This is a genomic window from Paenibacillus tepidiphilus, from assembly GCF_008635795.1.
Taxonomy (GTDB): Bacteria; Bacillota; Bacilli; order Paenibacillales; family Paenibacillaceae; genus Paenibacillus_AQ; species Paenibacillus_AQ tepidiphilus.
Window position 1 is genome coordinate 90,896 of sequence record NZ_VWRQ01000013.1, and the last position, 24,877, is coordinate 115,772.

A 24,877-nucleotide genomic window follows, 5' to 3' on the forward strand; every position below is an offset into this window, starting at 1 on the left:
TCCGCAGATACACACAAGCGCTATTAACCCTCTGCGGCAGTCCGCTTCCGCTTCCGGGCGGCCACAATCTCCGCACTGATCCACAGCACCGCCGGCAGGATGACCTGGAACGGAAGGGCGTATATTTTATAGATATGATATCCGAAATACTGCATCTCCGTAATATCCCTGTAGATGAACTCCGCCATATAGACCATAATGAGCCCAAGCTGCAGCACCACTGAACGGTAGCTCTCCAGCTTGAACACCTTCGCTACACCGCAGCTTGCCACATACAGGCACAGGCTTACTTTAACGAACAGCGCGGTTACAAATACAATCGCCGAGGAGCCTTCAATCCGCGTCAGAAAATCGCCGATGTTAATCCGGCCTACAGCCACATAGGAGGGGAAATAGAGGCTGGATACAATATCCGGCCCCAGCACCAGCAGATTGCGCAGCGACACCGCAATGATGATTACCCCGGCGATGAGCAGGCTGCTGAGCAGCACGCGTCTGGCGGAGCCTTTGTTCGGAAAGGCGCCGAAGGCCCCTGTCATAATGACGATCTCGGCGAACGGAAAAGTGAAGGTCCCGATCACATCAGTCCATACTGCACCCCAGCCTCTCTCCAGCAGCGGCAGCATGTGGTGATAGTCGTATTTGGGAACCGAGAGGATCTGTACCAAAAAGGTAACCGCGATGCAGAACAGCAGCAGAAATTTGGCGCTTCGGCCCAGCACCTCAATGCCTGCATTCACTACCCAGACACAGAGCAGCCCGATAATCAGCATGGGGGCCAGCATCGGAGTGGAGGTCAGCGCAACCGTCTTGCTGAATTCTCCGAAATTCCGCAGCACCATGCAGCCCAAATGAAGAGAATACCAGATATAGAGACAACAGGCCAGTCTGCCGAATACGCCGCCAAAGATGGAGAGCAGCATATCGTAAAGCCCTTTTCCCGGAAAAAGGGTGTGAAGTCTCGCATACACAAGCATCAGCGGAACCGCCAGTACAACCGCAATAATAATCGAAATCCAGCTGCTGTTGCCTGACTGGCCCGCCACTCCCATAAACAGGGACGTCCCGATAATGAAGAGAATCGCTATAGTGGCGGACTGCCCCGCCGGAATCACCTCCTTGCCCAAACTGTCTCCTCCTTTGCGGCGAGTGCTACAGCAATTGCTTAACGAAATGAACAATCGGCGGTGAAGGGCTCGGAATATCCCATTGCATCGCCAGGGCAAATGCCAGTGAAAAGGAAATCAGATAGAGCGCGGCGCAGACGAAGAAATCCCGCTTTTTCCCGCGTTTCAGCAGTCCATAGGGGTCCAGAAGCGCAACGACGGCATACAGCAGTACAGTGTAGATAACCATGCTTAATCCCCCAGCTTGAGTGCCCGTGAGGTTTTGGCGGTGCTTTCGATGATGACCTTTGCATCCACCGTTACCTCCAGATCCGTAAAAATATCGCTCCAGTGCTCTCTTATCTGCTTCCATTGCTTCGGCATCTTCCGGTGTACCGCAGCACCGAATCCGAAGATATCGGCATGATATTCACGCTGCACCTTATGAATGACCGACAGCATGTCCTGCCGCAGCTTCTCGCCAGCCCGCTTCTCAATGTCCTTCAGGCTTTCATGCTGCGTCATCCCCCCCGTATTCATCACTTCATCGAGTCCCGTCTTTGTAACGGTACTGAGATGAATAGTGATATCCCCTTCCCTGAGGACTGGCCTGACCTCGGTACGGCTGGAGAGAATTTCGAGCGAATAGGCCGGCTTGCCTGTGCGGTCCTCCACTTCCAGCACGCCTTCGCTGATTTTGTTCTTGACGAACAGCATGGCCTTGCTTTCTTTGCCGTCCAGCTTTCCGACCATCTTGTCTTTATCAAAAACGGCGGTTCCTTCAACACGCTCATTTTTGTGCCCATTCAGCTCATGGACATGGATCAGCGGCGCCACCGCGCTTTGGCCCGACACTTCCAGCTTGTCGATGAAGTCCCAGATCTCCACTACCGGCGCGCCGGCCACAAACTTCTCATCGCGCATCAGTTGAGCCAGTTCAAAAGACATAACCGACTCCGTGGTGCTGTTCAGGTTCAATACATCACGGGCGTTCTTCTCCTCGGATACGAAGATAAATACGTCGGAGCGGGTCTCGGTGTCCCTGCTGTACCAGTCGATATACGGGATCAGGCCTTCACGGGCCAGCTCTTCGCTGAAGATAATCGATTTGGCATGGCTCCAGAACAGCTTTTTGCCGGTCATTGAAATCATATTCCGCGCGATGTCAAAGATGGTGTTCCCGGAGAGACTGATCATCTTGAACCCTGCCTGGCTCTGCTGTTCAAGCCCGTTCTGGATATCGACCATCTCCGCAGTAAGCTGCAGCTTTCCATCCTTGGCCTTATCGAGTGCTACGCCGGCGACGATCGACATGTCATCCACCTCGGTATAATTCCAGCAGCCGGGCAGGAGCAGAAGCAGGATAAGGGCTAAGGACAGAGCTAACGATTTCCGGGCGGCTACTCTCACCGTTTCCCCCGCTTCCCGGCCGGCTTGCGCCGCATATTGCGGGCCCCGATGAATGCGGGGCGCAGATACATGTCCCACCAAGGAGCGCGAATGGCCGTATCCTTGATATCCTGGGGGCGAATCGAGCCCACACCCAGCATATAGGACACGCCGAAGGAGCGCAGGCTCATCAGGTGGATGACCAGGCCGAGCAGGCCGAAGAAATAGCCGTAGATGCCGAGAAAAAAGGCGCATACCAGCAGCGCGGCCCTCACCACAATCAGCGGTCCGCTAAGGCGCGGGTTCAGCAGGGTGGTAATCCCGGTCAGTCCGACGACAATGACCATCGGCGCACTGACGATGCGCGCATCCACGGCTGCCTGCCCCAGCACCAGCGCTCCGACAATGCTGACCGCCTGGCCGATGGAGTTGGGAATCCGTGCGCCGGCTTCGCGCAGAATTTCGAAGATCGTCAGCATGAGAATCGCTTCGATGACGGTCGGGAACGGCACCGACAGCCGTGCGCTTGCGATGCTGAGCAGCAGCAGGGTCGGCACCATCTCCTGGCTGTAGGTCACCAGCGCCACATAGGCAGCGGGGATCGAGATGGACAGAAACGCTCCCAGAACGCGCAGCAGACGGTTAAACGTAGCAAACGTGTAGTTGATATAATAGTCCTCGCTCGCCTGAAAATTCTCCACGAACACATAAGGCACCGTCAGGGCGAACGGGCTTCCCTCAATCAACAGAGCTACCCGTCCCTCCATCAGCTTGGAGACCAGCGCGTCGGGACGTTCCGTGCTTCCGATCATCTCAAAAGGCGAGTACGGCTCATCCCGGATCAGCTCGGCGAGATAGCCGGTATCCAGTACATGGTCAATCTCCACCTTGGCCAGACGGTCCTGGAGTTCCCGGAGAATGTCCGGAGAAGCCAGGCTTTCCATATAGCAAATACAGACCTGCGTCCTGCTGCGTGAGCCGATTACGCTGAAGACAAATTTCAGGTCCGGATTCAGCACCCGCCGGCGGATCAGGGTGAGATTGGTGAGCAGCGACTCGTTGAAGCCTTCGCGCGGGCCGCGGACCGCTTTTTCGGTAGCCGGCTCTTCTATGCTCCGCGTCTCCCAGCCCTGGGCATTGATGCTCAGCGCACCGGCATAGCCATCCAGAATAAATACCGTCATTCCGCCTACCACAGCGTCGATCATCTCATCGAATTGCGCGGAAACGGTGATATCGCTGATATGGATCACCTGCTTGCGGATCCGCTCCATCAGCTCCGCCGGCTCGAAGCTGTCCTCCAACGCGAAATCAAACTGCATGACCGGCTGCGTAATCCCGTTCTGAATCAGCTCACGGTCCGTCATGCCGTCCACATAAATCAGCGCGCAGCGAATCCGGGAATCGAGGGTATTCTCAATGACCCGTATCCGCAGGGTACCATCGTTATTGAAGATCCTGCGAAACCGGGCCGCCGTCTCTTCCAGCGAGGCGCTGAGCGGCAGGGAAGAGGTCTCGTCGGCAGTTTTTGATTGGCTATCCGCAGCATCCGGATTCTTCACAGCACTCACCTCCCTTACAAGTCGTTTGCTCTGATTATCCCCCGCCTCTCTCACTCCTATTCGCCAAATTCCACCATGCGGATTCAGATATTTTGCAGGACAGGCCAATACAAACAAGCCGCCCTGCGCGGACGGCCTGCAATGTTACTCTTAAGCTTTTGTCAGATAAGAATTGAAATGGACTTCGATAAAGTTCGGACTTTGTGTGTTGTTCTTTGTCCAACTTATATATAATGCAATTATTCCTGAGTAGAAGGAGTTACTATGACACCATTCACAGCGAAGGTTATCGACGTCATCCGCTCCATCCCCGAAGGGAGAGTGATGACCTACGGCAGCATCGCCCGCGCCGCCGGCAGTCCGCGGGGAGCCCGGCAGGTTGTCCGCGTGCTCCATGCGATGAGCCGCAAGCACAGGCTGCCGTGGCACCGGGTCGTAAACGCCCAGGGGCGGATTGCTCTTGCGGAGGACGAAGCCGCCACTCTGCAGAGGCTGTATCTCCTAGGCGAAGGTGTGGAGTTCGACAGCCAGGGGGCTATTGACCTGGAGCGGTATCTTTACCGCCCGGAGCGGCCGGAAGAACCTCTGCCGCCGGAATAGGCCCGTGAACCGCCGCTTGAAGCGCCGTTCATCAGGAAGTACAGGGTGGCGTAAATAACCAGCAGCACGACGGCAATGAACAGGCTGAAGTACAGGGACTGCCTGTTAAGGCTTTCTTCGACCAATCTGATCAGCTGCTCGCGGTTCGTCAGCACATCCCAGCTGTTCAGACGGTAGACCCGGCCGAGCAGGACGCCATATCCGCCGAGCGCACAGGCAGCCAGCACGAAGATCCAGGAGAGCAGCAGTCCCCGCTTGCGGCTGATTACGTTCTGGAACTGATACAGGGAGAAGAAGCCCGTCAGCCAGCCGCTCCACGTGAAGAGCAGCAGCACCATGAGATCGTACCAGAAGCGGCTTTGCACTTCTCCGTTAACGATATAAATGTTCTTGCGGATGGTCAGGTGCAGCAGATCGGTCATCAGGTAAGGCGCATTGGGAAAAAACAGCAGCCACCCGATTCCCAGCGGCAGCACAAGCAGACCCAGTGCCTTGCGTTTATCCAGTTCATGGGCGGCCATGGAGAACAGAAACGGCACCCAGGCCAGAAAGAGATTCCAGAGCAGGAAGTCATAGTAGTTGTCGGTTCTTGCTGCCACCACCCGGTATACCGCAAATGTGGCAACGGACAATCCGGCCAGCAGCACAAATACTCTGCCGTAATTCAGTTCTTTCATCGGCGTAAGTCTCTCCTCTTCATAAGCGCTTGGCCGCATCCGTAAAAATATGGATTTACGGCCCCCTATAACTATAACAGCCCGGGCTGCAGGATGCACCCGGGCTGTTTGATAATCCTTAAAGACGGCTGCCTGCGGCGAAACACTTCACCGCTGCAGGCTTCAAGCCTCGCCGCCCAGCTTGCGCGGCGCTGCGGACGCTCTGCCCGCAAATGCACCGCGGCCGGCCGGCTCGGTCTTTGCGGAGAATGCCGCGCACTCCCGGAAGGCCGCATGCCGGCAGCCGCGGCAACGGCTGACATTCACGCTGCCGAGCGCCGCCTGAATCGCATCTCCCGTCCGGTCAAAGAACTGCTCCGCACCGATTCTGTCGTAGAGACCGGTGCGCTTCAGCAGCTCCAGCGGCTGCGGCTGAAGGCCCGAGATGAACAAGCGGCCGCCGTTCTCCTGCAGCCCTTTGACCAGTCCGGCCAGGTTGGCTTCCCCTGTCGTGTCGATCAGGGGAACCTTGCCCATGCGGAGCAGAACGGTCTTGGCCTGATCCGGGCCGGAGGAAGGCATCGTGTCGGCGAAGCGGTAAGCCGCGCCGAAGAACAGCGGCCCCTCCACATCGTAGATGGCTACCTGGGGGCAATCGTGATTATCCGAGACCATATGCGGCAGAACCTTCACAGAGGCCGGATCGGGCAGCACCTTGGACACCAGATGGCTCTGGCCCATCCGCTTGATGAAGAGCACTACCGCCAGGATCAGGCCCGCTTCCACCGCTACGGTCAAGTCGGCAAAGACGGTCAGCACAAAGGTGATGAACAGGACCAGCGAATCGCCTGTCTTCAGCTTGAGCAGATGGAGGAACTCCTTGCGCTCGCTCATATTCCAGGCCACGACCATCAGAATCGGCGCCATGGCGGCGAGCGGAATGCTTGAGGCATAAGGGGCACACAGCAGCAGAATCAGCAGCACCACCACGCCGTGGATGATGCCTGACATCGGGGAGGCAGCCCCGCTGCGGATATTGGTGGCGGTGCGGGCGATTGCCCCGGTCGCCGGGATGCCGCCGAAGAGCGGCGCGGCAATGTTCGCGATGCCCTGGCCGATCAGCTCGCGGTTGCTGTTATGGCGCGTGCCTGCCATGCCGTCGGCAACCACCGCCGAGAGCAGCGATTCAATCGCCCCCAGCATGGCGATCACAAACGCCGGACGCAGCAGGGACCCCAGCTTCTCCCAGGTGATCCCGGGCATCCGGAAGCTCGGCAGCGTGCTGGGAATATCTCCATATGCCGAGCCAATCGTGGTGACCCCGTCCTTGAAGAGCAGCGCCGCAATTACGCTCGCCAGCACCAGGCCGACCAGCGAGCCGGGCACCTTCGGGGCGTAGCGCTTGCCCAGGAGAATAACCGCCAGACAGATCCCGGCCGTGATGATCGCATATGGGTTGACCGTAGACAGGCGGGCTCCGATCTCCTTCATATTATCCACAAAATATTCATGCCGCTCCATGCCTTCAAGACCCAGAAAGTTGCCGATCTGTCCGGTAAATATAATGACGGCGATGCCAGAAGTGAAGCCGATGGTTACCGGCTTCGGGATAAACTGGATCAGCACGCCCAGCCGGAGCAGCCCCATAAGCACGAGGATCACTCCGGCCATCATCCCGGCAATCAGCAGGTTCTCCAGGCCATATTGCATGCCGATGGCAAAGAGGATCGGAATGAAGGCTCCCGTCGGCCCCCCGATCTGAAACTTCGAGCCCCCAAGCAGCGAAATCAGAATACCCGCCACAATGGTCGTATAAATACCGTACTCCGGCTTCACCCCTGAAGCAATGGCAAAAGCCATCCCCAATGGAATGGCGACTACACCGACAATCGTACCCGAAAGCAAATCCTTACGCAGAGATGCCAAATTGTAACCTGCAAAACGGCCCTGCCCCTTCATCCACTCAAACCTTCTTTTCTCTAAATATCTGATTATTTGAATATAACAGCAATATTAGGGCAACCGGCAGCAGATGTCAACGGCAAATCCCGTAAACTCCGCTCCAGGCAACGCGCCGGCTTCCCTCCTGAACGATTCAAACACTTATAATTGCCATCTGCAAAAAAAAGCCCCGGGCGGTTGCCCGGAGTTATTCGCTGCGTATGCCTTCCAGGAGTGAAATGGCGTTCACGAGGTGATTATCGAAGATTTGCTTGGCCACCGCCAGCAGATCCTTAATCAGCGGGTCGCGCAGTGAATAAATGACTGTCGTCCCTTCCTTTACACTGGCCACCACATTTTTCGCCCGGAGTACGGCCAGCTGCTGGGAGACCGCTGAGCCTTCCGAGCCCAGAATAGCCTGCAGCTCGTTCACGTTCTTCTCGCCTTCGCTGAGCAGCTCCAGGATGCGGATCCGCATCGGATGAGCCAGCGCTTTGAAGAACTCCGATTTAAATTGCTGAATATCGCTGTTCATTCGGATTCCTGCTCCTTACCGCTGTACTTCAATCTTTCTTAATCTTAGCTTATTTTGCCGCAGCTTGCCACGCCTTGGGACCGGACTCTTCATGCAGCCCGGCTCAGCAGGCGCCTACAGATGAACAGGGTACAGCTGAAGCCCGCCCGTCCGCAGCTCCACATAGCCGCCAAGCGCCATCGGCTCGCCCAGACACTCGAACATGACCAGCCCGTCACCCAGCCGCAAATACCCGGCTCCATCCTCCTCAATACTCTCCAGCACCCCCGTCAGAATCACGCTCCCGCCGTCAAGAGCGATTGCAGGTTCAGAGCGGCCCGCAGGCACAATATCGATCCAGCGCATCAGCAGGCCCGGCACCTCAAATTCCACTTCCAGCACGGCTCCCGGTTCACAGGCCGCACCGCCGTGCCAGATCCCTCTTCCCTCGCCGAGTGCTGAACGAAAGTAAATTTCATTATGCCGCATGCCGCGCTCCAGCACCTCAATATTCATTACATCGCCCCATTTCCGCTTGTTGCCTTATTATCATCTTTTCCGGGCGTTTCGGCAACAAGGGGCCTGACAGAAACAGTGTGCGCTTCTTCTCCAATAAAAAAACAGTCCGGCCAACGAATATCCCTTGGCCGGACTGTTACGATTAAATATATCAACGCGGTATGCCCTGCCCTTATTGCTGTACCGGTTCACCGCTGAATACCTTAACATCGAGCGGTGCGGTCAGGAACTCAGACGCCTTGCCGGCAAAGCCGGTGAAATGCGGACTGGCATTATGGAAGGCCATCGCTTCAGCGTCGCGCCAGGTTTCTACCATGATGTACACGGTACCGGCGTCGCCCGAAGCCTGCTTGTACAGCTCATAGGAAAGGTTGCCCTCCTCCTGATGGGTGGCGGCGATCAGCGAGTTGGCTTCAGCCAGGAACTGTTCCTCGCGGTCTGGATTGACGTGCATAACGGCATGAATAATAAACATGGTAAATCCTCCTTATACGGGTTTAATTTGAGGTAATGGTCTGATAAGCTGCGACAGCGGTGATTACTTCCACTCAGCGATCGTTTCGATAGGCAGGCGGACCGAAGCATAGCCTTCTTCCGCCGCTTTGCCGATTGAGATCAGCATTACCGGCAGATAACGGTCCTTGTCCATGCCGAATGCTTCGGCAATGCGGTCCTTCTCGTAGCCGCCGATCGGATTGGTATCGTAACCGTGCGCACGGGCCGCCAGCATCAGCTGCATGGAGACGAGACCGGCATCAATCAGCACGGTGTCCTTATTCACGTCTGCCGGCAGATTTGCATAGTAGCCGGAAAGGCGGCCAAGCTGTGCCTCCTTCACTTCCTGCGGCATTTTACCGGCTTCTACAGCCAAACCGTAGATGGTTTCCGCATAAGAGAAGCTGTCCAGATCGCCGAATACGGCGATGACGGCGGCCGAGGTTTCCACTTGCGTCTGATTGAACTTGGCGAGCGGCGCCAGCTTGGCTTTGCCCTCCGGACTCTCAATCACCAGAAACCGCCAAGGCTGCATATTGACAGAGGACGGTGCAAGAGTCGCCTCGGTAAGAATCTGCGTCATTTCTTCCTTGCTGATCTTGACGGACGCATCATATTTACGGATGGAGCGGCGGCCGGAAATTACGGCGCTGAAATCATTGTTGGAAAGATTCGTCATGACTCATGAACTCCTTTATGTTAGATTAGTGTGACCCGAACAGCTGCTGCCCTGGTGTTTCATCTGAACTTAGCGATGCAGTAAGAAAAACAGCAGCATACTCGTTATCATAAATTAAATTGTGTAAAATGTTTTTGACAAGACCCACTTTACACCGATATACTTGACCCGTCAACTATTATTTTAATCCATCTTAACTCTAACATATTTGACGCTAAGGGAGGCTGCTCCATGAAAATCACTCTGCTTCAGCTTGATATAGCTTTCGGCAATCCTATGGCGAATTATGCGGCGGCGGAACGGGCCATCCGCCGGGCCGCCGCCGCACAGCCGGACTGCCTGCTTCTGCCCGAGCTGTGGACGACGGGCTATGACCTGACGAATCTGGAGGAGATTGCCGATCCGGAGGGGCGGAGTGTCAAAGCCTTCATCGCCGCGCTTGCCCGGGAATACGGCGTCAACATTGTCGCCGGATCAGTAGCCAGCCGAAGGGCTTCCGGAATCACCAACAGCATGTATGTCTTTAACCGCCACGGCTTGCCGGCGGGCGAATACAGCAAGCTTCACCTGTTCCGGCTGATGAATGAGCACCTGTATCTGCAGCCCGGCGAATCCAAGGGGCTCTTCACCTTGGACAACATTCCTTGTGCCGGACTGATCTGTTACGACATCCGCTTCCCGGAATGGGTCCGTGTGCATACCGCACAAGGCGCGGAGGTGCTCTTCGTCAGCGCACAGTGGCCGCTGCCGCGCCTCTCCCACTGGCGCGCCCTGCTGATCAGCCGGGCCATCGAGAACCAGTGTTATGTAGTAGCCTGCAACCGCTCCGGGTCGGACCCGGCCAACCGTTTTGCCGGACACTCAATGATTATTGACCCCTGGGGTGAGATTGTCTGCGAAGCAGGCGAGCCCGAGGAGCTGCTCAGCGGCACCATCGATTTGCAGATGGTCCGCAATGTGCGTTCGCAAATCCCTGTATTCGCCGACCGCCGTCCGGAGCTGTACCGCTAGGCGGTATACTCCGCTTCCATGGCAAGCCAGCTTCCGGGCGTTATAGTGTAAAAATTAGCTGCTGCACGGGGGCTGGAGGTTTATTTTCCTCTGCTGCTGACGGACTCCGCTGCGCCTATTTTTCGTTCCGGCAGGCCAGCCTCTGGCACGGCACAGCACGGCGCCGCGCCCCTCAACGGGCGTAGCGCTCGCGCAGCACCCGCGCCGCCTCCAGCACGCGCGCGTCGCCGTAGCGCAGCGCGTAGCCCTGCTCCCGCCGCAGCTGCGCGGCGGGCAGCAGCCGGACGCCGCGGCGCACGGCGGCCTGACGGATGCCCTCGGCGAAGAGCTCCGCCGAGTCGGGGCCGCCGAGCTCGCCCAGCGCGGCGATCGTGTCCGGGCGGACGCGCGGGTAATCCAGCGCGTCATCGCCTCCGGCGGCGGCCTCGTAGAACGCGCGGATGAGTTCGCCGCGTTCCCGGCCGGAGCCGGAGACCACCACAAACGCGTGCACGAAGTACGCGCCTTGCTGCCGCCGCTGGGCAATGCCGCAAAATTTGCGGCCGCCCACAGCGAGATCGAAGTCGCCGGGACAGTAGGACCCGGCGACTTCCCCTGCGCGGATTAGCGCAGCCGCCTGCGGATGGCTTACTGCGACGGCATCGCGGATCAGCACGGCCAGCAGCCGGAAATCGTCATGGAAGTCCAGCTTGCCGGCAGGCTTCGGCAGAATCAGTGACACATTGACGATTCCGGCATCCAGCGGCACCGCTGCGCCGCCGGAGTGGCGGACCGCCGTGCGGATGCCCTGCCGCTCAAGGTCCGTCATAGCCGCCGCTGCGCCCGGCAGCCGGCTGTCCCGCAGGCCCAGCGCTACGCCGCCGGGATGGCTCCACAGATGGAGCGCTGCCGGAAGCAGGCCGCTTCCGACATCACGGCATAACGTCTCCTCATAAGCAAAGGGCAGGAGCATGTCACCCGCCGTATCCTCACCGCAGGATTTCACTTCCGCTTCTCCGGAAACTCCCGGGAATCCCGCCTGCACATTTTCCACAGCCACTTCACCGCTGGATTTCAATTCCCTTTCTCCGGGAACTCCCACGGGCTCCGCATGACCACTCTCCGCCTCGGCTTCTTCGCCGTAAGCTCCCTCTCCTCTATTCTCAGAGACCTTCACATCCGCCGCCTGCCCGAACTCCCGTCCGGTATGTACAAGATGCTCAAACAGTCCCATTACCGGAGGCAGCGCACTTTGCGTCTGCTCCCCGCCGCCGAAAAGCTCATCGCTCATCATCCATCCACCTGCAGTCCCGCAGGACTGCCCTCTCTGTCATCTGTAATCGATTAGTATTCTATAAAACGCTCATATCGCGTTAGCGCCCTTTTAACCTGGAATCATTCATGCGTAATCCGGGTACATAGGTTATAGTTGCCCATATCTCTACCTGTGTGGGAGGACCTTCGGGCAACGCTATTTTCTCATCCGAACCGCCATGCAGCACTATTGTACCTTATCCCTCATTCCCATGTAACCTTGTCTGTAAACGAAGCATTTGAACTAGCAACCGGATACCGTTATCCTTGAAGCAGGAAAGCTGCAAAATTGCCGCCAAGTAGCGCGCAAAGGTTCATGTATACAACAGCCTTGTGAGGAGTGAAGATGCATGACAGTCCAGACACCGGCCCGTGACCGGCAGCCCGGCAAGCACATCAGGCAATGGGAGGATGCGCTGAGCAAGCATTATGATGATTTCTGCACCTACAGCCAGGAGTCGCTGCAGAAGTTTGACGATGAGGCCGTCCACCAGGCCAGAGTCAACAGCCGCAAGCTGCTGACTCTGTTGTCCATTCTTGATCCGGGGCATACCGCCGCCGGAGACTTGTACGCAAGCTTCAAGACCGCGCAAAAGCGGCTCGGCAAAGTCCGGGATGCCGATGTGCTTATCGGCTCATTCCGTAAAAGACGCAAAAAGGCCAAGGCCGAAGGCGCGGACAAAACCGCGCAGCTGCTGAAGGCCGTGGTCCGGCATCAAAAGGGAAGACGGAAGAAATTCCGCAGCAGGCTCGCGGCCGAGCTTCCGGAGCTGACCGGGGAGCGGCTGGACAAATTGTGGCGGAGCTTCATGACGAGGCAGCTCCCAGCCCTTGTGGCCCAGCGCGACCCTAATGTAATCATGCGTGAGCTGGAGGTCGCTTTCGAGCAGAAGAAGAAGCGCTGTAAGGCATTGTTCAAGAACCCGCAGACCGATCCGGCCGAAGCCTTTGAAGCACTGCATGAGCTGCGGATCGCCGCCAAGGAGCTGCGCTACACGGCCAGTGCCGCAGATTTTGCACTTGACCAGAAATTCCATGCCCATGAGAGCATCTACAAGCACATCCAGGACCAGCTTGGCGAAATCAACGATAAGCGGGTCTGGCTGGAAACCCTGCAGGCCATCGGCCGCGAGGAGCTGGATGTCGGCAAGAAGACATGGAATGCCTTCACCGAAAGCCTGCGGCAGGAGGTTCAGGAAGCCTTGCACAACAACGAGGTTGTCCCTGTAGCGGACAGCACACAGATCGTGGCCCGTTCCTGAACCGGCTATACGCTCCATTCAGTCAATCAGGCCGAAACTTCACAGATGCAATCATAAATAACAGACAGGCAGGGATAGCCCGTACCCCTGCCTGTTTCTCATATTATCGGGCCGCAGCGGTGTACTTGTTCAGTACGCCCTGATAAGCCGACTTCGGCCGCAGGCCCACCAGCTTCTCCACTGGCTGTCCTCCGCTGTAGATCATCACTGTCGGCATGCTCATGACACCGGCCTCGGCCGCCAGCTCCGGCCATTCGTCACAGTTCACTTTGATTATCGTTACATTGTCGCCGTACTCTTCCCCCAGCTCTTCCAGGATGGGCAGCAGCGACCGGCAGGGCGGGCACCACGGGGCGCCATAATCCACCAGAACCGTCCCTCCGTTGCGCACCTGTATCCGCAGTGCGTCCACTTGCTCCGCATTCATAATAGCCACATGCCTCTCCTCCTTCATATCATGACTTCCGCAATAACCTTTTGTAACATCTCTCGGCTTTCCGGAGTCTTCGTCATTGTTCTTCCGTTCTTCCGTTCTTCCGTTCTACTCGTTACTCCGATTCAATCCGTTGCTCCGGTACTTCCCGCTGCTGCGGGATCTCCCCCTGCTCCTGCTGGATGGCCTGCATCCGCTGCCGAAGGTTCTCCCCCAGCTGGCTCAGCTCCTGAATCTGCCGCTCAATTTGCGCCAGCTTGCTTTTGTACAGCGGCATCACCTCTGCACAGAAGGCCTCCTTATTCTTGAGCACGCAATGCAGGAACCCGGCAATCTCCTCTGTCGTCAGGCCCAGATTCAAATACAGCTTGATGGTCTCCACCGTCTCGACCGCCAGCGGCGAATATTCACGGTAGCCGTTGGCGCGCCGGAGCGGCACAATAAGACCCTGACGCTCGTAATAACGCAGCGACCGGACACTGACGCCGGTCTTCGCTGCAAGCTCACCTATTGTCATGGCAATCTCCCCGGGGTTCATGAGAATTGGTCTCTGAACCCAGTATAAACCCTGACACCAGTGTCAGGGTCAAGTCTTTTGTCAGCCCGTAGCAACGTAGCAAGATTGGCATGTTACTCGCTGCTTGTACCGGAAGCGCCGTACTCCTCAATAGTCAGCGTGACCTCTACAGTGACCGGCACCCTGCTGAATACCACATCCCAATGATCCTTTACCTTGCGCCATACCTCCGGATGCTGGATCTGCAGGCTTTTGCCGAAGCCGGCGGCATCGGCCTGCAGCTTCTGCTGCAGTGCCGCCAGCGCCGCCTTGACCTTGGCCTCCACCTGCTTCTGCAGACTTTGCTCGTCCTGCTTCATAAATGAGCTGTTCAGCGGTTCCCCGTCCGTATCGAAGGTCTCCGCGTATCTTCCGGTACTCTTAATGCGGACATGGAAAGAAATCTCATCGCCCACTACCCTTGATTCAATGACGCTGTTGATCGATTTGACCTCATAGGTAATCAGCCTGCCGCCGCCCTCCGCTTCATAAGTCTTGAGCACGCCGCCCCGGTCCTGGCCTGTCAACCAGATGACCCCCTCCAATTCACTTTCATCCAGGAACCCGGCCAGCATTCCCGTCTCTCCCTTGATGACTCCGGCTCCGGCGAATTTCATTTCATTCTCCGCTGCGATCACATTCTGTACCAGGAAGCTCGTCCGTCCATGGAGAGGCCCGACTGCCTTGGCGATCGACAGCGGCTCCCAGATCCGCAGATTCCGGTTACGGTTGGCGAACAGCCCTTCCATAACGAAAGCAGGCGTCTGACCCGGCAGCGCATTGTTCAGCACATCCTTGGCCTCCCCTTTGCTGACCAGAATCAGCACGCTGGGACGGATGTCGTTGTCACGGCTGAAGAAGTCGATCAGCTCAGACAGCTGGACGCTGCGTGCCAGCTTCTCGCCGATGATAATCACCTTCAGATGGTGGCCAATCGGCGGACGGTTGGTACGCAGGGCCAATTCACGTACCGATTCGAAGACGGAATCTCCGGATTCGGTCATATTGTAGTAATTCCGCGACGCAGCCCCCTCCTTCTTGGAGCCGACCGAGCCTTGCGGCACGATAAACTGGTAGGTGCAGGAGAGCTTGCTGCGTTTGGTATAATCACCGCCGCCCGCGGCAAACTTCTCCTCGATCGGAGTTTCCTCCGCCGCATCCAGCGCGACCCCCACCTCCATGTTCACATCCTCAATCGGCGCACTGCTCCAGCAGCCGGCCAGGAGCAGTGTCAGTAGTACGGCGGCGACAGCCTGGACGAAGCGCCCCTTCATGCCTTTTTCCTCCTTCTGAAGGCAGCCAGGAACAGCAGCGGCAGCGACAATCCGCCGAACATGAGCACGGCCCAATCCCCAATGAAATGCCCGAATGCAAACACATTATTGATAGTTCGCGGGGCTTCCGTAATCAGATAGACGAGAGGCAGCAGAGCGAACAGACAGTGGTTCAGCTTCAGCCCGGTCATTTGCGAGAAGCCCAGCGCCGCCCCGTACAGCGCGATGCAAAAGGTAGAGAAAATCTGCATCGTCCAGATTGCCAGAAGCAGCGACTCGAAGCGTTCGAACAGAAAAGCTACCTCAAAGCTGCGGATCAAATCAATAAAAGGCCAGGTGCGCGTCACCACCCCTTCCACGGAAAACGCGCCTATTGTCAGAACAGCTGACGTAACATAGAAGGGAATGGTAATAATTGTTCCCAGCACTGCCACCCGCCCGGCCTGCTTCGGCTTATCCATAAAAGCGACCAGGAACAATAGCGCCTCTCCTGATGTGAAGCTGAGCGGTGTCGCGCCGATCCCCCTGAGCACCGGTGCGATGCCCTCACTAAGAACGGGCCGGAGATTGTCCAGATCAAATACCTTCAGGCTCAGGAGACATACGCCGAAGAAGATTGTCCAGGCAAGAGGAGTAATCAGCCGGCACATCCGCGACAGGGCATTGATGCCCCCTCTGCACAAATACAGCGCAACCCACAGAAACAGCGCCGCGACCGCCCAAGTGGGCGTTCCTTCGAGCAGAAAGAATACCGTAACCTCCTGTACCGAACGCAGCTCAAAGGCCGCATAGCAGACAAAGTAGAGACACACCAGCGTGCCTGCAGCCAGTGCCAGCGGCTTGCCCATGATTTTAGGCGCGAACTGAAAAAAAGTCTCGCCGGGAAATTTCCGGCACAGGCAGGCGATCAGAAATGCCGGAATTGTGAAGAGCAATCCCCCGCAGATGATAGAAAGCCAGATATCCGGCGTACCTGCCTTTTGGGCGGCCACCCTCGGCAGGGTGAACACGCTGGCGACAAGAACGTAATTGACCAGAATAAATACCGCCTGGCTTGTCGTAATCCTGTCCTGCGTTTTACTTGCCATGTCTCTTCCCTCCCTGTCATTTGAAGTTACCGCTTGTCCTATCACTCTTCTCAGGGCTACCGCTTGCGGATTTTGTCCTGAGGCTGCAGCATGGTTGGCCGCCGTTTCATTAATTGCAGCGGAATACGGATTACAAAGTCACGCAAATCGCTCATCCGGTAAGGTGTAATCATGCTTAAATAGGGAACTCCGAAGCTCTTCAGATTGATCAGATGGCTGCTGAGCAGCAGGAAGAACAGCACAATGCCGTAGAGGCCGAAGAAGGCTGCAAAAAACATAGCCACAAACCGCAGCAGCCGCAGCGTGATTCCCGCGCTGTACATGGGCACAGAGAAGGAGGATATGGCGGTCAGCGCCACTACGATGACCAGAATCGGACTGACAATCCCCGCCTCTACCGCGGCTTGCCCGATAATCAGGCCTCCGACGATCCCCATCGCCGGTCCTATCGGCTTGGGCAGCCTCAGGCCGGCCTCGCGCAGTATTTCAATCGCCACCTCCATAATGAGCGCTTCGACGAGCGTCGGAAAAGGAACGCCCTGGCGGGAGCTGATGATGGAAATTGCCAGCTTCGTAGGGATCAGGCCGGGATGAAACGACAGAAAGGAAATGTACAGCGCCGGAGCGAAGAGCGAGATCGTCGCCGCGCCAAACCGGAGTATGCGCAGCAGCGACCCCGAGAACCAGCGGTCATAATAATCCTCCGGTGACTGCAGAAGCATCCCGAAGGTAACCGGCATAATCAGCGCGAACGGAGTACCGTCAAGCAGCAGTGCCGCCCGCCCCTCCAGCAGCGCTGCCATCACCCTGTCCGGACGCTCAGTACTTTGAATCTGTTGAAACGGACTCAGATAGTTATCCTCCAGCAGCTGTTCAATGAAGCCTGATTCCTGTACGTCATCAATATTGATTGTATGAATTCTCCGGACAATTTCCTCGATCAGCTCCTCATTGGCAATCCCCTTGATATAGGTCAATATCATTTCTTTCTCGATGCGTTCACCGACGGTAAAGGAGCGCATGACCAGCCCCGTATGCTGGCCGTGGCGGCGCAAGAGCGCCGTGTTGTCGCTCAGCGTCTCGTTGAACCCGACGCGCGGGCCGCGGAGCAGTGCCTCGGAGATCGGCTCCTCCACCGCTCTGGTGTTACCCTTGGATGTTCCCAGCACGAATACCTCGGACATCCCCTCCACCAGCAGCACCGCGGAGCCGAACAACACCTTTTTAAGAGATTGCATAACCTCATTGGTATATTCGATTTCGGACACCTGGAGAATTCTCTGGGTTACAATGACTTTCAGCTCTTCCGGCGGCGGGAGCGCAGATATACCTTCAAAGGCCAGTACCGCATTCATCAGGGGCTTCAGAATATTGATATCCATCCCCTCTTTATCCGTTAGCCCGTCCACAAAGAACAATGCAGCCGGAATGCGCAGGCTGCCGATTTGCAGCCGCCTTACATTGACATCGGACATATCGGCGCAGGCGGCCCTAAACTTCGCGACATCCTCCTCCAGACATCCGCTGTATCGCAGCGGCGGCCCCGTCTCCTCCCCGCCGGCTGATGCCTCGGCTCCCGACTTTTTCTTGTCGGACGCCGCAATGCTGCTCTGCGCAGCTTCTGCAGTATCCTCTGAACTGGGGACGCCTCCGCCCTTCTTCCCTTCCGCCCGCTGGCCGCGGGTGCTGGCCTTCCCCTCCTGCGCCCTTATCCATAGCATCATCCGCGTCAATCCTAACGGAATGGCGAGGATCATCAAGCTTTGCAGCAGCTCGCCCCAACCGGGTAACCATTTAATAATGCTGTTCCACATCCGGCCCGCCCCTTTCCCTATCCGTGTCCTTATTTTGGCCGGGCCCGGGTGAATCATGCATTTACTGCCAAATTTCCCACAAAAAAATCCGGCTGCGCCGAATACCGCAGTCGGATTTATCCTCATAAGTTATAATGACCTCTTATTGTGCTACCAGGGCCAGGCATTGCCATTCAGATCGAGATACGCCGGTTCATCACCGGCGTACTGCCGGTGCTCCTGGATGATGGCCATAATTTTGCGGGCCGATTCCTCTGGCGGAACAGTGGCCTGCATATTCTTTTCCCCGTGCATATAGGATTGCAGCCAGCCGGGATGGAAGATCATCACCTGGCCGCCCAGCTTCTTCAGGTGGTTATGCAGCAGCGAGGACTGCATATTCAGCGCCGCCTTGGACATACAGTAGCCATACATATTGATCCGTTTGTTCCGCCCGATGCTGCCGGCTTCGGAGGAGATGTTAACGACCAGCTTGGATTTGCCCTGCAGCAGCAGGCCCATCAGCGCATTGCTGACCCTGAGCGTGCCGAGCGCGTTCACGTTGTACAGCTGCAGCATCGCCTCATCGTCCATATCCACCAGAATGGTAGCTTCGTCAGCATTGTGAATAATTCCGGCATTGTTGATAATGAGGTCCAGATGACCGGTATGGCCGGCAATGCTTCGGGCAGCCTCCTTCACACTGGTTCCGTCGCCGATATCCAGCGGAATCAGATACAGACGGTCCGGATACTGCTCCTGCAGCCGAAGAAGCGATTCCTCTTCCTTCATATACTGACCGGCAAATACCGTATATCTGTTCTCAAGCAGCCAGCCCGTCAGGCTCAATCCGAGCCCGCGGTCGGCGCCGGTAACACAGGCCACTCTTTTCACAGTTCGACACATCCCCTCGGCCCTGTCCAAATGCCATATTTTGCTGAATCCTTCTCACATTAGCACGGGAAGCTGCTTAATACAATGTCCCTTACAGGACTGTAATTTTTCCGGGTAAGCCGCCCGGAGCCTGCTTTTGTTTTAATTTTGAACTATGTTACAATCAGACTTGCACAGCTTCGTTCGAAGCCATCTTAACTTAGGAAGGGGAATCTTCTATGTCGATCCAACAACTCCACAGTCTCGACGAACTCCAGCAGTATGTACAGGGACCCGGCAAAAAGCTGCTGTTCAAGCACAGCACCACCTGCCCGATCAGCGCCAAGGCGCATGAGGAATTCCAGGCTTATGCCCAGAGCTCCGATACGCCTGCAGCCATTGTGCACGTCATTGAGGACCGCCCGGTTTCCAACCGGATTGCCGAGGATTTCGGCATCAAGCATGAATCCCCGCAAATCTTCCTGCTGGAAGACGGCGAAGTCCGCTGGAATACCTCCCACTGGAAAATCACCCGGGATGCTATCAAGGAAGCGGTAAGCAAATGAGCCCGAACGTTATTGTCTACTCCACGGCGGGCTGCGCTGACTGCAATCAAGTGAAGCAGTGGCTCTCCGGACAGGGAATCGCTTATGAAGTCAGGGATGTAATGGCGAGCGCGGCCTATCAGGAGGAAGTGGAGAAGCTCGGCTTCATGGGCATCCCTGTCACCGTCGTCGGCGGGCAGGCCGTAAAGGGGTTCGATCTGCCCCGGCTCCAGTCTCTCTTCGCTTCAACAACGGCAGAGTAATCCGCGGCAATCACTATGGATCAATTACCAGCGTTCTGTGCTGGTGTAAGAAGCAACGGCGATGCCGTCCTGACAAGGACGATATCGCCGTTTTTTTTGCGGGACCCTGCGGGAATACCTCTAGCCCTGCAATGCCGTCCGGTCCGCCAGGAAGGAGACATTGCCGCTGTAGGAATAGATCACATGATCTGCTCCCAGACCCTTATAGACATGCCGCGGATGCGGCGACGTCGTAATGACGACAATCGGCCGGTCCGTCCAGGAACGGCACATCCGCACATAGCGGCTGCACAATGCAACGCTGTTCTCGAAAAGGTACACCCGGCTAATGGCAAACTCCGGCCTGCACCAGGACTTCTCATGATGCGTATCAATCAGCAGGCTCGCTTCCACGCCCAGTTCTTCGAGACGCGCCAGCTGCGTCCGGCAGTTGGCCAGCCCGGCTACTTTGTAGCCTCTGAATTTTAATATCTTAATAAATTGCTCCCCCGCTTTGGTCGGAGCACATACCAGTACATATTCTCTCTGATCCGTCATTGCCGCTTCCCCTCCCGTATCCTGCCATACTCCATATCCGCTCTAAAAAGCACAGCAAAAAGCCACAAAGGATTCCCTCTGTGGCTCCAAATACGCGGTCACATTGCGCTCATCCTCTCTACATACGCTTACGAGGTTAGCTGTCGGATTCGGGCGGTGAGAGTCGCCCTACCTGCCTCCGGCGCGAGATTCTCTCACACCTGGAGCAGGATTCACCCCATAACCGGCTTCTTGCTGCCTTCACCAGGCCGCCGATTGTTGGTTCCCCCGCTTTCCATAACGGAAATTAAGCGGATATCTATTCGGTTCACTTATAAACAGATGTATCATACTCTCGGCGGCTGAACTTGTAAACCGGCATCCTGCCAGTATTACGGGCAAAGTCCGGCAAATTAGCATTAGATAACGCTTACTTAGGCGTCAATCATTGATTTCCGCTTTATATCTCGCATTTTGTAACTATTGTATAGCGGGGCACACTTATCCTGATTCGCTGCGTGGTTCCCTCCAGGAGCTTTCGGTGGCCCGGTGCCGGGGAGCTGTTTTTAAATACTGCATTCTGCTATAATTTAACTAAATTATCCAAAAGAAGGTGCTGCTATGAATTATAATCAACCCATCATTGAAAACCATGAAGTAGGTTATTACTTTCCCTTGCTCATCACATGGACAGTGGTAAATTTAATCACCTTCGGAAAATCCGACTTTATAAAGAACAAGGTTTCCCTCTATAGATCGCTAAACCGTCATACTCAAATGTAAGCCTCGCGTGGGCTATGCTGATTTTGCGAAATAAGCGGATTTCCAGGTCTGCTCTGGATTCCCCGGACCCTGCAGTTATTGATCGCCCTTGCGTTTCCCGCCGCCACCTTTGGCGAACCGCCAGACGGCCATGCAGCAGCCCAGGATCCCCAGGCCGAGGAGCAGGGTCTGCAGCGCGCCCAGCATGGAAGAGCCTCCCGGCCGGATCAGACTGCTGAGAATAATTAATAGAATGGAACCGAGCACCTGCAGAGGTGTTCTTGCCCATAGCGTTGTTGGTTTATTGCCTTTCAACTTCATCACTCCTTAGTTACTATAAGGTACACTATTCCCGCCGTCTTCGCCAATTTGACGCACTAATGCCCTCCTGTAGCAGACTTGCCCGACGGTGATTCGGATTTTTCGTGGAGTCCATCATACGCTCACTCATACTAAAAAGGCTCATCCCCTGCGGGACAAGCCTTCCTGCACTGCCTGCTTCCAGACAGCCCTTCTCGCCATATTCATTCCAGGTTAATCGCCTTAATCCGTTCCAGCGGCAGCTTCGGCTGCCGGTCCTCCGTTAACAGTCCGTTCACTTCTTGCTGCACATCGCTGACCTGCGTATAACAGTACCCGCAAATATAGGGCGTAGCTTTGATCGCCTCCGTAATGCTCCGGAACCGCGTGAGGAACGCTTCCTCCGAGCCTACCTGCTCGCCGTACCCCCAGCCCTCCTCCGACTTGAAGGCGATGCCGCCGAACTCGCTGATCATTACCGGTTGTCCCCGGTAAGCATAGCCCTGCGCCATGGCGTACTTCCAGTTCATATGGGAGATTTCATTGCCTGTAATCGCATCCTTGTCGGCATACCGTTTCAGAAATTCGGCACCGCTCTCCTCATAATCATGCAGCGTGATGATATCCGACACAGTATGCTCCCAGCCGTCATTCACAATGACCGGCCGGCAGGGATCGATTGCTTTGGTCAAATGATAGATCGCTTCGGTAAACTGCTGCTGCCTGCGGTCGACGAATACAGCCGGAATCCCCCAGGATTCATTAAAGGGAACCCAGGTAATGATGGAAGGATGATTATACTGCTGCCGCACGATATCCAGCCATTCCCGGGTGAAGCGGTCCACCGCCAGGTCATTGAATTCATAGGTGGCCGCCATCTCCGACCACACCAGCACGCCTTTGACGTCGCACCAGTACAGGAAGCGCGGATCTTCAATCTTCTGATGCTTGCGTACGCCGTTATAGCCCATCGCCAGAATATAATCAATATCCGCCAGGATGGCCTCCTCGGACGGCGGGGTCAGATGAGTCTCCGGCCAATAGCCTTGGTCAAGGATGAGGCGCTGGTAGATGGGAGTATTGTTCAGCAGCACTTTGCCTTTCTGGATGGAAATCTTGCGGAGCCCAAAGTAGGATTGCACCTCATCCAGCACCGTTTCCCCGTCCCCGAGTGTAAAAGCCACCTCGTAGAGCTTCGGATGCTCCGGACTCCAGGACGCCACCTTCCACTCCTGCGTATCGCTGAGCAGATCGACGCTGGCCGACAGGCTGGAGCGGTCCACCAGTATGCGGGATTCCTTGATCAATGCACCATCCAAGGTGACACTTGCTGTCAGGTACAGTTGCTGCCCGGCCAGGTCCCCACCGACGCAATAGTCGAACCGCACCGAGCGGGTATCGAGATCGGGCGTGATTTTGACCGCCTCCAGATGCCGGGAATGAACGAACTCCAGCCACACACTTTGCCAGATTCCTGTGGTCTGCACATACCAGCAGCCGAAGCTTTCGCCCTTCCAGCGCTGCTTGCCCCTTGGCTGCGTAGAATCAAAGCTGTCCTCCGCCTTAACGACGAGGCGGTTCTCCGCACCGTCCCCAGCAGTCAAATAACGGGTGATGTCAAAAGAAAAAGCCGTATACCCTCCCTCGTGGCAGCCGACAAACTGGCCGTTGACCCACACCTTGGCGACATAATCAACGGCCTGAAAATGCAGAATAACCTGCTTGCCCGCCTGCTCCGCCGGAACTGTAAATATCCGCTGATACCATACATGCGAATGGAATCCGGTCTCTCCGATGCCGCTCGCCGCAGTCTCGTATACGAACGGAACCCGAATCTTCCGAGCCCCTTCCAGTTTGCTGTACCACTGCTCGTATTCGCCTGTATTCTTGTCGTCAAAGCGAAAATCCCATTCGCCGTTTAAATTATGCCAAGCTTCACGGACGAACTGCGGTCTAGGGTACTCCTTCCGGTAACTTGCCAGACTCACGGACCTCACCCAGCCTTCTCCTTATTATTGTTGTTTTAATACAGTTTTATTGTATATAACAACCTCATATTAGTGCCGGTAATCTTTTTTGTCAACGTTTTCATGAGATATCTCCCTAATCGCTCTAAAAAAGACCTTTAGTTACAATAAAATTGTAACTAAAGGTCTTCTTCCTGCTTCTATTCTGGCTCCGAATAATAAATCCGGGCCTTAATATCCTGATTGTAATCGCCAAACCGGGTGCCAAACAGGTTGATCCCGCCCTGATGCGCCGCATCCGGCTTCACTCCGATCCGCACCCGGATGCTGGGGCGCAGCGAGAGCTGCAGATGATCGAGGGTCACTCCGGAGACCCTTTCCAGGTCAAGCGCCGTCCCGTGCCGGTCAATGCGCCAGGTGACCAGCTGCCCGTATTGCGTTAGCCCGTCCGGCCACCAGGGAGGGTTCAGCCGGCCGCGCCGGTCGCCGAAATCCCCGGGGCTGGTCCAGGTGCCGGCCTCCACACCGTTCACCCAGAGGGTGATGTCGGACGGCCAGCTGTTATTGTAGCCCGGCGCTTCGGCGCACAGCTCCATAGACAGCTCCAGCGAAGCTATCGCTGCCCCCGCAGGCACCTCCAGCGGCAGCAAATATTCGAGATATCCCTCGCGCAGCCAGATGATCTGTGCTCCGATATGCTTCGGATGATAGAAGCTGGACGGTTCATCCTCCCGGATAATCATCCCATCCTCGCTTGCCATGCCGCAGGTCGGCTGAACCTCACAATCGCTGTAATGGCCTACAGGCATTTCTATTTCATAGAGCTTCAGCCCCTGAACCGGAACGCTTCCCGCCATATCCAGAGCGATGTGAATATCATCGGCCTTGCGGCTGCACACCTTCATCGCCCCGCGTGTTGCCGGAACCAGCTCCGTATGAATGAGCCCCGCCGCCTCCAGCACCTTGACATTGTTGGCCACGGTGGAGACCGGAAGCTGCAGCGCTTCGGCCATCTCCACCACATTCATCTTCTGCCCGGCAAGCAGACGCAGCATATCAACGCGTGCACGGGTAGACAGAGCATGCGCCACCGCCACCAGCTTGTCCGCATCATGTAATCCCAACTCCAGCATAAGGCTCGTATCCTCCCGGCTACCTTGTTAAGTACAACCATCTTACCTGAGAGAGTGCATTTATATCAAGAATATTGGTTTGCTTCTCAACAAAAAACCGGCAAGCCGATTTATCGGCTCGCCGGTCCATATCTGGCGCAAGGTATATACCTTACACGCGACTCTTACGGTACTTAGCGAAAGCAATGATCGTGAGGAGTGAACTGACGATGCCCATCCCGGTCAGCATACCCTGAAAGAAATCCCGCAGATCGGAGCCGCCACCCGATATTGCGCTTGTCGTCAGCAATAATAACGAGCTCATAGCAAGTAATGCTACCGATTGCTGTTGCTTCTTATCCATGAGA

Annotated in this window: 27 protein-coding genes and 1 riboswitch; of the genes, 5 read left to right on the plus strand and 22 right to left on the minus strand. The window is 56.2% G+C overall.

Annotated features, from left to right (window positions below; all coding sequences use genetic code 11):
- Positions 1-23: 23 nt before the first annotated feature.
- Genes F1379_RS17295 through F1379_RS17310 form a run of 4 tightly spaced genes read right to left on the minus strand, consistent with a single transcriptional unit; the run spans position 24 to position 4,057 of the window.
- A complete protein-coding gene (locus tag F1379_RS17295; RefSeq protein ID WP_162551195.1) occupies positions 24-1,127 on the minus strand; it encodes a GerAB/ArcD/ProY family transporter in 1,104 nt (367 codons plus the stop codon).
- Between the two features lie 25 nt (positions 1,128-1,152).
- Positions 1,153-1,356: a hypothetical protein gene (locus F1379_RS17300; protein ID WP_150272057.1), complete on the minus strand. Its 204-nt coding sequence runs from the start codon at positions 1,354-1,356 to the stop codon at positions 1,153-1,155.
- Positions 1,357-1,358: 2 nt separating this feature from the next.
- Entirely contained in the window at positions 1,359-2,516 is a 1,158-nt protein-coding gene (locus F1379_RS17305) for a Ger(x)C family spore germination protein (RefSeq protein WP_162551196.1), read from the minus strand.
- Entirely contained in the window at positions 2,513-4,057 is a 1,545-nt protein-coding gene (locus tag F1379_RS17310) for a spore germination protein (protein ID WP_203457123.1), read from the minus strand. Before F1379_RS17310 ends, F1379_RS17305 begins: the two co-directional genes overlap by 4 nt.
- A gap of 264 nt (positions 4,058-4,321) precedes the next feature.
- Between F1379_RS17310 and F1379_RS17315 the strand changes: the two genes are divergently transcribed.
- Positions 4,322-4,657, plus strand: coding sequence for an MGMT family protein (locus tag F1379_RS17315; RefSeq protein ID WP_150272061.1), 336 nt, complete (start codon positions 4,322-4,324; stop codon positions 4,655-4,657).
- On the opposite strand, the gene F1379_RS17320 is transcribed toward F1379_RS17315, so the two are convergent.
- From F1379_RS17320 to F1379_RS17345, 6 genes are all read right to left on the minus strand, one after another.
- A complete protein-coding gene (locus F1379_RS17320) occupies positions 4,615-5,334 on the minus strand; it encodes a DUF1361 domain-containing protein (protein ID WP_150272063.1) in 720 nt (239 codons plus the stop codon). The two genes, F1379_RS17315 and F1379_RS17320, sit on opposite strands and share 43 nt — an antisense overlap.
- 162 nt (positions 5,335-5,496) lie before the next feature.
- Positions 5,497-7,272, minus strand: coding sequence for a SulP family inorganic anion transporter (locus tag F1379_RS17325; protein WP_150272065.1), 1,776 nt, complete (start codon positions 7,270-7,272; stop codon positions 5,497-5,499).
- Between the two features lie 190 nt (positions 7,273-7,462).
- Positions 7,463-7,789, minus strand: a complete 327-nt coding sequence (locus F1379_RS17330) for an ArsR/SmtB family transcription factor (RefSeq protein WP_150272067.1) — start codon at positions 7,787-7,789, stop codon at positions 7,463-7,465.
- Positions 7,790-7,903: 114 nt separating this feature from the next.
- Positions 7,904-8,284, minus strand: a complete 381-nt coding sequence (locus tag F1379_RS17335) for a hypothetical protein (RefSeq protein ID WP_150272069.1) — start codon at positions 8,282-8,284, stop codon at positions 7,904-7,906.
- Between the two features lie 175 nt (positions 8,285-8,459).
- Positions 8,460-8,762, minus strand: a complete 303-nt coding sequence (locus F1379_RS17340; RefSeq protein WP_150272071.1) for a putative quinol monooxygenase — start codon at positions 8,760-8,762, stop codon at positions 8,460-8,462.
- A 63-nt stretch (positions 8,763-8,825) separates the two neighbouring features.
- Positions 8,826-9,461: a nitroreductase family protein gene (locus F1379_RS17345; protein WP_150272073.1), complete on the minus strand. Its 636-nt coding sequence runs from the start codon at positions 9,459-9,461 to the stop codon at positions 8,826-8,828.
- 231 nt (positions 9,462-9,692) lie between these two features.
- On the opposite strand from F1379_RS17345, the gene F1379_RS17350 reads away from it, so the two are divergent.
- A complete protein-coding gene (locus tag F1379_RS17350) occupies positions 9,693-10,472 on the plus strand; it encodes a carbon-nitrogen family hydrolase (protein ID WP_150272075.1) in 780 nt (259 codons plus the stop codon).
- Between the two features lie 172 nt (positions 10,473-10,644).
- On the opposite strand, the gene F1379_RS17355 is transcribed toward F1379_RS17350, so the two are convergent.
- On the minus strand, positions 10,645-11,742 hold the full coding sequence (locus F1379_RS17355) for a lipoate--protein ligase family protein (RefSeq protein WP_162551197.1): 1,098 nt from the start codon (positions 11,740-11,742) through the stop codon (positions 10,645-10,647).
- Positions 11,743-12,115: 373 nt separating this feature from the next.
- On the opposite strand from F1379_RS17355, the gene F1379_RS17360 reads away from it, so the two are divergent.
- On the plus strand, positions 12,116-13,027 hold the full coding sequence (locus tag F1379_RS17360; RefSeq protein ID WP_150272079.1) for a CHAD domain-containing protein: 912 nt from the start codon (positions 12,116-12,118) through the stop codon (positions 13,025-13,027).
- Between the two features lie 103 nt (positions 13,028-13,130).
- Here F1379_RS17360 and F1379_RS17365 read toward each other — a convergent pair whose 3' ends face one another.
- The 6 genes from F1379_RS17365 to F1379_RS17390 all read right to left on the minus strand — a co-directional run bounded on the left by F1379_RS17365 (position 13,131) and on the right by F1379_RS17390 (position 19,065).
- Positions 13,131-13,454: a thioredoxin family protein gene (locus tag F1379_RS17365; RefSeq protein WP_150272261.1), complete on the minus strand. Its 324-nt coding sequence runs from the start codon at positions 13,452-13,454 to the stop codon at positions 13,131-13,133.
- 121 nt (positions 13,455-13,575) lie between these two features.
- Positions 13,576-13,977, minus strand: a complete 402-nt coding sequence (locus F1379_RS17370) for a MerR family transcriptional regulator (RefSeq protein WP_150272081.1) — start codon at positions 13,975-13,977, stop codon at positions 13,576-13,578.
- A gap of 113 nt (positions 13,978-14,090) precedes the next feature.
- Positions 14,091-15,290, minus strand: coding sequence for a Ger(x)C family spore germination protein (locus F1379_RS17375; protein WP_150272083.1), 1,200 nt, complete (start codon positions 15,288-15,290; stop codon positions 14,091-14,093).
- Positions 15,287-16,378 (minus strand): GerAB/ArcD/ProY family transporter, encoded by a 1,092-nt coding sequence (locus F1379_RS17380; RefSeq protein WP_150272085.1) that lies wholly within the window; start codon positions 16,376-16,378, stop codon positions 15,287-15,289. Before F1379_RS17380 ends, F1379_RS17375 begins: the two co-directional genes overlap by 4 nt.
- A gap of 56 nt (positions 16,379-16,434) precedes the next feature.
- Entirely contained in the window at positions 16,435-18,192 is a 1,758-nt protein-coding gene (locus F1379_RS17385; RefSeq protein ID WP_150272088.1) for a spore germination protein, read from the minus strand.
- A gap of 150 nt (positions 18,193-18,342) precedes the next feature.
- Entirely contained in the window at positions 18,343-19,065 is a 723-nt protein-coding gene (locus F1379_RS17390) for an SDR family NAD(P)-dependent oxidoreductase (protein ID WP_150272090.1), read from the minus strand.
- Between the two features lie 218 nt (positions 19,066-19,283).
- Between F1379_RS17390 and ytxJ the strand changes: the two genes are divergently transcribed.
- Together ytxJ and F1379_RS17400 are read left to right on the plus strand one after the other, a co-directional pair.
- Positions 19,284-19,610, plus strand: coding sequence for a bacillithiol system redox-active protein YtxJ (ytxJ, locus tag F1379_RS17395; protein WP_150272092.1), 327 nt, complete (start codon positions 19,284-19,286; stop codon positions 19,608-19,610).
- Positions 19,607-19,852, plus strand: coding sequence for a glutaredoxin family protein (locus F1379_RS17400; protein ID WP_150272094.1), 246 nt, complete (start codon positions 19,607-19,609; stop codon positions 19,850-19,852). The genes ytxJ and F1379_RS17400 overlap by 4 nt, the downstream gene beginning before the upstream one ends.
- Positions 19,853-19,972: 120 nt before the next feature.
- On the opposite strand, the gene F1379_RS17405 is transcribed toward F1379_RS17400, so the two are convergent.
- From F1379_RS17405 to F1379_RS17425, 5 genes are all read right to left on the minus strand, one after another.
- A complete protein-coding gene (locus F1379_RS17405; RefSeq protein ID WP_150272096.1) occupies positions 19,973-20,389 on the minus strand; it encodes a response regulator in 417 nt (138 codons plus the stop codon).
- 109 nt (positions 20,390-20,498) lie between these two features.
- Positions 20,499-20,692, minus strand: a riboswitch (cyclic di-AMP (ydaO/yuaA leader).
- Positions 20,693-21,226: 534 nt separating this feature from the next.
- A complete protein-coding gene (locus F1379_RS17410) occupies positions 21,227-21,445 on the minus strand; it encodes a hypothetical protein (protein WP_150272099.1) in 219 nt (72 codons plus the stop codon).
- Positions 21,446-21,654: 209 nt separating this feature from the next.
- Positions 21,655-23,418: a glycoside hydrolase family 2 protein gene (locus F1379_RS17415; protein WP_150272263.1), complete on the minus strand. Its 1,764-nt coding sequence runs from the start codon at positions 23,416-23,418 to the stop codon at positions 21,655-21,657.
- 179 nt (positions 23,419-23,597) lie between these two features.
- Entirely contained in the window at positions 23,598-24,530 is a 933-nt protein-coding gene (locus F1379_RS17420) for an ArsR/SmtB family transcription factor (RefSeq protein ID WP_150272101.1), read from the minus strand.
- Positions 24,531-24,681: 151 nt separating this feature from the next.
- Positions 24,682-24,873: a hypothetical protein gene (locus F1379_RS17425; protein WP_150272103.1), complete on the minus strand. Its 192-nt coding sequence runs from the start codon at positions 24,871-24,873 to the stop codon at positions 24,682-24,684.
- Between the last annotated feature and the right edge of the window lie 4 nt (positions 24,874-24,877).

What these genes read in the sequence shown, in the direction of transcription:
- ytxJ (WP_150272092.1), top strand. Translation starts at nt 19,284, where the DNA reads ATGTCGATCCAACAACTCCACAGTCTCGACGAACTCCAGCAGTATGTA.
- F1379_RS17335 (WP_150272069.1), bottom strand. Translation starts at nt 8,284, where the DNA reads ATGAATATTGAGGTGCTGGAGCGCGGCATGCGGCATAATGAAATTTAC.
- F1379_RS17350 (WP_150272075.1), top strand. Translation starts at nt 9,693, where the DNA reads ATGAAAATCACTCTGCTTCAGCTTGATATAGCTTTCGGCAATCCTATG.
- F1379_RS17345 (WP_150272073.1), bottom strand. Translation starts at nt 9,461, where the DNA reads ATGACGAATCTTTCCAACAATGATTTCAGCGCCGTAATTTCCGGCCGC.
- F1379_RS17340 (WP_150272071.1), bottom strand. Translation starts at nt 8,762, where the DNA reads ATGTTTATTATTCATGCCGTTATGCACGTCAATCCAGACCGCGAGGAA.
- F1379_RS17330 (WP_150272067.1), bottom strand. Translation starts at nt 7,789, where the DNA reads ATGAACAGCGATATTCAGCAATTTAAATCGGAGTTCTTCAAAGCGCTG.
- F1379_RS17365 (WP_150272261.1), bottom strand. Translation starts at nt 13,454, where the DNA reads ATGAATGCGGAGCAAGTGGACGCACTGCGGATACAGGTGCGCAACGGA.
- F1379_RS17385 (WP_150272088.1), bottom strand. Translation starts at nt 18,192, where the DNA reads ATGTGGAACAGCATTATTAAATGGTTACCCGGTTGGGGCGAGCTGCTG.
- F1379_RS17360 (WP_150272079.1), top strand. Translation starts at nt 12,116, where the DNA reads ATGACAGTCCAGACACCGGCCCGTGACCGGCAGCCCGGCAAGCACATC.
- F1379_RS17320 (WP_150272063.1), bottom strand. Translation starts at nt 5,334, where the DNA reads ATGAAAGAACTGAATTACGGCAGAGTATTTGTGCTGCTGGCCGGATTG.
- F1379_RS17300 (WP_150272057.1), bottom strand. Translation starts at nt 1,356, where the DNA reads ATGGTTATCTACACTGTACTGCTGTATGCCGTCGTTGCGCTTCTGGAC.
- F1379_RS17325 (WP_150272065.1), bottom strand. Translation starts at nt 7,272, where the DNA reads ATGAAGGGGCAGGGCCGTTTTGCAGGTTACAATTTGGCATCTCTGCGT.
- F1379_RS17370 (WP_150272081.1), bottom strand. Translation starts at nt 13,977, where the DNA reads ATGACAATAGGTGAGCTTGCAGCGAAGACCGGCGTCAGTGTCCGGTCG.
- F1379_RS17380 (WP_150272085.1), bottom strand. Translation starts at nt 16,378, where the DNA reads ATGGCAAGTAAAACGCAGGACAGGATTACGACAAGCCAGGCGGTATTT.
- F1379_RS17315 (WP_150272061.1), top strand. Translation starts at nt 4,322, where the DNA reads ATGACACCATTCACAGCGAAGGTTATCGACGTCATCCGCTCCATCCCC.
- F1379_RS17405 (WP_150272096.1), bottom strand. Translation starts at nt 20,389, where the DNA reads ATGACGGATCAGAGAGAATATGTACTGGTATGTGCTCCGACCAAAGCG.
- F1379_RS17420 (WP_150272101.1), bottom strand. Translation starts at nt 24,530, where the DNA reads ATGCTGGAGTTGGGATTACATGATGCGGACAAGCTGGTGGCGGTGGCG.
- F1379_RS17400 (WP_150272094.1), top strand. Translation starts at nt 19,607, where the DNA reads ATGAGCCCGAACGTTATTGTCTACTCCACGGCGGGCTGCGCTGACTGC.
- F1379_RS17375 (WP_150272083.1), bottom strand. Translation starts at nt 15,290, where the DNA reads ATGAAGGGGCGCTTCGTCCAGGCTGTCGCCGCCGTACTACTGACACTG.
- F1379_RS17425 (WP_150272103.1), bottom strand. Translation starts at nt 24,873, where the DNA reads ATGGATAAGAAGCAACAGCAATCGGTAGCATTACTTGCTATGAGCTCG.
- F1379_RS17355 (WP_162551197.1), bottom strand. Translation starts at nt 11,742, where the DNA reads ATGAGCGATGAGCTTTTCGGCGGCGGGGAGCAGACGCAAAGTGCGCTG.